Raw genomic sequence first — 4,280 nt, 5'->3', positions numbered from 1 at the left:
CTCCCGCCGCCCGGATTGCCTCCGCCAGGTCCTCCGCCGCCCCCGTGACCGAACCGGGGTCTGAATCGGCGGGCAGTCCGCGGAGCCTCGACGACCGTGATCTGCCCAGCCGCACCGACACCATCGGTGCCGCGTTGTCCGGCACCATCGGCGGTCCCGTCGGCCGGCACCCGCTGATCGGGCGTGCCCGGTTCCTGACGCCGCTGCGGGTGATGCTGATCATCGCGCTGGTGTTCCTGGCGCTCGGCTACTCCACCAAGGCGGCGTGCCTGCAGACCACCGGCACCGGCGCAGCGGATCAGCGGGTCGGCAACTGGGAGAACCAGCGGGCCTACTACCAGCTGTGCTACTCGGACACGGTGCCGCTGTACACGGCGGAGTTGTTGAATCTGGGCAGGTTTCCCTACAAGTCCAGCTGGGTGGAGACCGACGGCGACGGCAAGCCCCACGTTCAGTACGACGGCAGCCCCGCCGTTCGCTACATGGAGTATCCGGTGCTGACCGGTGTCTACCAGTACCTGTCGATGTCGCTGGCCAAGACCTACACGGCCCTGACGAAGCTGGTGTCGGTGCCGATCGTCGCCGAGGTGGTGATGTTCTTCAACATCGCCGCGTTCGGTCTGGCGCTGGCCTGGCTGACGACGTTGTGGGCGACGGCGATGCTGGCAGGCCCGCGGCGCATCTGGGACGCCGCGCTGGTCGCTGCCTCGCCGATCGTCATCTTCCAGATCTTCACCAACTTCGATGCTCTGGCAACGGCTTTCGCGGCAGGGGCGTTGCTGGCGTGGGCGCGGCGAAGACCGGTGCTGGCCGGCGTGCTGATCGGGTTGGGGGTGGCGGCCAAGCTCTACCCGCTGCTGCTGCTGATCCCCCTGGTGCTGCTGGCGCTGCGCACGGGACGATTGCGCGAGGCCGGCAAGACGGTGCTCGCGGCGGTGGTCGCCTGGCTGCTGGTCAACCTGCCGATCATGGTGCTCTTCCCGCGCGGTTGGTCGGAGTTCTTCCGGCTCAACACTCGTCGCGGCGACGACATGGATTCGATCTACAACGTCGTGAAGTCGTTCACCGGCTGGCGCGGCTTCGACACCGACCTCGGGTTCTGGGAGCCACCGGTGGTGCTGAACGCGGTGAGCGCGGCGCTGTTCGCGGCGTGCTGCATCGCCATCGGCTACATCGTGCTGACGGCTGCTCGGCGGCCGAGGGTGGCGCAGGTGGCGTTCCTGGTGGTGGCGGCGTTCCTGCTGACCAACAAGGTGTGGAGCCCGCAGTTCTCGCTGTGGCTGGTGCCGTTGGCGGTGCTGGCGTTGCCGCACCGGCGCATCCTGCTGGCCTGGATGACGATCGACATGCTGGTCTGGGTTCCGCGGATGCTGTACCTGTTCGGTGAACAGAACATGGGTCTGCCGGAACAGGCGTTCACGGCGACCGTCCTGCTCCGTGACATCGCGGTGATCACGCTGTGCGCGTTGGTGATCCGCCAGATCTACCGTCCCGAGCTGGACCTGGTGCGCCGCGACGGTGTCGACGACGACCCGGCGGGCGGGGTGTTCGACCGGGCGCCGGATGCGCCGCCGCGGTGGCTACCGGACCGGCTGCGGCCACGGGTCCCGGCGAATTCGGCGCGCTCAAGCACCGTGGCGGTCACCGAGCGCGCCCGATCCGCCGTCCCCGTGGAGCGCGATTTCGCAGATCAGCGCGGGTTCGGGTAGCCTGGCCCGGTTGCCGACGCAGGCGACCCTCCTGCCACGGACAGTCCGTGGCCGCACACGACCATAGGAGGTGATGGGTTCCACATGCGTCCATACGAAATCATGGTCATCCTCGACCCCACTCTCGACGAGCGAACCGTTGCTCCGTCGCTCGAGACGTTCCTCAACGTGATCCGCAAGGATGGCGGCTCTGTCGACAAGGTCGACATCTGGGGACGCCGGCGACTGGCATACGAGATCGCCAAGCACGCCGAGGGCGTCTACGCGATCGTCGACGTGAAGGCGGAGCCGGCGACGGTCTCCGAGCTCGACCGTCAGCTGAACCTGAACGAGTCCGTGCTGCGGACCAAAGTGATGCGGACCGACAAGCACTAAGTGCTGCCGTACGTCGGAGCCTCTGCGTAGGCTCGCGCCCAACGCCGGCGATGAGCGCTTGCGCGAAGAGCAGAACACCGATCCCAGGAGGACCTCGTGGCTGGTGACACCATCATCACGGTCATCGGAAACCTGACCGCTGACCCCGAACTGCGGTTCACGCCGTCGGGCGCGGCCGTCGCGAACTTCACGGTCGCGTCGACGCCCCGCATGTTCGACCGTCAGACCAATGAGTGGAAGGACGGCGAAGCGCTGTTCCTCCGTTGCAACATCTGGCGCGAAGCTGCCGAGAACGTGGCCGAGAGCCTCGTGCGCGGTTCGCGGGTCATCGTCAGCGGCCGGCTCAAGCAGCGGTCGTTCGAAACCCGCGAGGGCGAGAAGCGCACGGTGGTCGAGCTCGAGGTCGACGAGATCGGTCCGTCGCTGAAGTACGCGACGGCCAAGGTCAACAAGGCCAGCCGCAGCGGCGGTGGAGGCGGCGGCTTCGGCGGCGGTGGGGGCGGTGCGGCCGCGAACTCCCGTCCGGCGGCCGAGGCGCCCAAGGACGACCCGTGGGGCAGTGCGCCCGCGTCGGGTTCGTTCGGTGGCACCGACGACGAACCGCCTTTCTGATCAACCCAATTCATCAGTGATTTCTAGAAAGAGATAGACATGGCCAAGTCCTCCACGAAGAGGCGTCCGGCACCGGAAAAGCCGGTCAAGACCCGCAAGTGCGTGTTCTGCTCCAAGAAGGGCAAGTTGCAGAACATCGACTACAAGGACACGCAGCTGCTGCGTACCTACATCAGCGAGCGCGGCAAGATCCGTGCCCGCCGGGTGACCGGCAATTGTGTTCAGCACCAGCGTGATATCGCGATCGCGGTGAAGAACGCGCGCGAGGTCGCGTTGCTGCCGTTCAGCTCGTCGACGCGGTAAGCGCGAGAAGCCCAGACAGGACGAAACACATGAAACTGATTCTGACCACCGAGGTGGAGAACCTCGGCGCAGCCGGAGATCCGGTCGAGGTGAAGGACGGCTATGGCCGTAACTACCTGCTGCCCCGCGGGATGGCCATCGTCGCCACCCGCGGCGCTGAGCGCCAGGCTGCGGACATCCGCCGCGCCCAGGAACTCAAGGGCGTCAAGAACCTCGAGCACGCCAACGAGATCAAGCAGGCGATCGAGGGTCTCGGGACCGTCGATCTGACCGCGAAGGCTGCCGGCGATTCCGGCAAGCTGTTCGGCTCCATCACCGCCGCCGACGTTGTCGCGGCGATCAAGAAGGCCGGCGGGCCCAACCTCGACAAGCGGACCGTGAGCCTGCCCAAGGCGCACATCAAGACGATCGGCACGCACTCCGTCGAGGTGCGGCTGCATCCGAGCGTCGATGCCGAGGTATCGCTGAACGTGGTGGCGCGCTAGTCGCGGGCTAGCAGCACCAGCTCTGAAACAGCCGGGTGAGGACCAGCAGTGGTCTTCACCCGGCTGTTGCTGTACCCGGTGGCGAACTTTCCCCGGCAAACGACTTACAGCGAACCTAACCGGCTGTTAACCTGCGCGGCCTCAGCGCGAAACACAACACGCCCGAAACCGAAACCGAACACGACACGCCGACCAATTTCCCATCCCCAGTTCTCACCTCGGCCTATGGTGCGTTCATCTGCGTAAACGTGGTCGACAATGCTGTTGATCCACAAGTTGTCCACAGCGGCTCAACATCCCTGACCGGACCTATGCACACTCCATCCACAAGCCCACTAACAGGGTCGACTTGATTCCCCCACAGCAACGTCTAGCGTTGGCCCTCGCGGGAACGGTTGGGGTCCCGAACGGGGAGCTTGTCGGGGCTCGGACTTAGAGTCGCAGCATGCCGCATGTCGAATGTGAGTTCGATCGCGATCAGGAGGGTGAGGCGCTGCGTGGCTGTCGTAGATGACCTGGGGCGGTCTGGAAGTTCCTCGAGGCAGGAAGCCCCACCGAACGAGGATTTCGGTCGTCAGCCCCCGCAGGATCCCGCCGCCGAGCAGGCGGTGCTCGGCGGGATGCTGCTGAGCAAGGACGCGGTCGCCGACGTCCTGGAGAAGCTGCGACCGGGCGACTTCTACAAGCCCGGGAACCAGATCGTCTACGACGCGATCCTGGACCTGTACGGGCGCGGGGAGCCGGCGGACGCCGTCACCGTGGCCGCGGAGTTGGACCGCCGCGGAATGCTGCGGCG

General features: G+C 66.2%; 6 protein-coding genes. All 6 read left to right on the top strand.

The window, feature by feature from the left end; genetic code table 11:
* Positions 1-44: 44 nt before the first annotated feature.
* Positions 45-1,709 (top strand): glycosyltransferase family 87 protein, encoded by a 1,665-nt coding sequence (locus WA944_RS21105; protein WP_526647317.1) that lies wholly within the window; start codon positions 45-47, stop codon positions 1,707-1,709.
* Between the two features lie 84 nt (positions 1,710-1,793).
* Positions 1,794-2,084 carry a 30S ribosomal protein S6 gene (rpsF, locus tag WA944_RS21100; protein WP_526374773.1) on the top strand — a complete coding sequence of 97 codons (291 nt, stop codon included), beginning with the start codon at positions 1,794-1,796 and terminating at the stop codon, positions 2,082-2,084.
* A 96-nt stretch (positions 2,085-2,180) separates the two neighbouring features.
* A complete protein-coding gene (gene ssb / locus WA944_RS21095; RefSeq protein WP_370329311.1) occupies positions 2,181-2,696 on the top strand; it encodes a single-stranded DNA-binding protein in 516 nt (171 codons plus the stop codon).
* A 39-nt stretch (positions 2,697-2,735) separates the two neighbouring features.
* A complete protein-coding gene (gene rpsR, locus WA944_RS21090; protein ID WP_159230485.1) occupies positions 2,736-2,999 on the top strand; it encodes a 30S ribosomal protein S18 in 264 nt (87 codons plus the stop codon).
* A 29-nt stretch (positions 3,000-3,028) separates the two neighbouring features.
* Positions 3,029-3,484, top strand: coding sequence for a 50S ribosomal protein L9 (gene rplI / locus WA944_RS21085; RefSeq protein ID WP_526374771.1), 456 nt, complete (start codon positions 3,029-3,031; stop codon positions 3,482-3,484).
* A gap of 497 nt (positions 3,485-3,981) precedes the next feature.
* A partial coding sequence (locus WA944_RS21080) for a DnaB-like helicase N-terminal domain-containing protein (RefSeq protein WP_526610733.1) occupies positions 3,982-4,280 on the top strand: 299 nt, incomplete at its 3' end.

Source organism: Mycobacterium sp., from assembly GCF_049683355.1.
Lineage (GTDB): Bacteria > Actinomycetota > Actinomycetes > Mycobacteriales > Mycobacteriaceae > Mycobacterium.
Note: the sequence above shows the minus strand (reverse complement) of the source record. Positions and strands in the feature narration are given on the sequence as shown.

What these genes read in the sequence shown, in the direction of transcription:
- rpsF (WP_526374773.1), top strand. Translation starts at nt 1,794, where the DNA reads ATGCGTCCATACGAAATCATGGTCATCCTCGACCCCACTCTCGACGAG.
- rpsR (WP_159230485.1), top strand. Translation starts at nt 2,736, where the DNA reads ATGGCCAAGTCCTCCACGAAGAGGCGTCCGGCACCGGAAAAGCCGGTC.
- rplI (WP_526374771.1), top strand. Translation starts at nt 3,029, where the DNA reads ATGAAACTGATTCTGACCACCGAGGTGGAGAACCTCGGCGCAGCCGGA.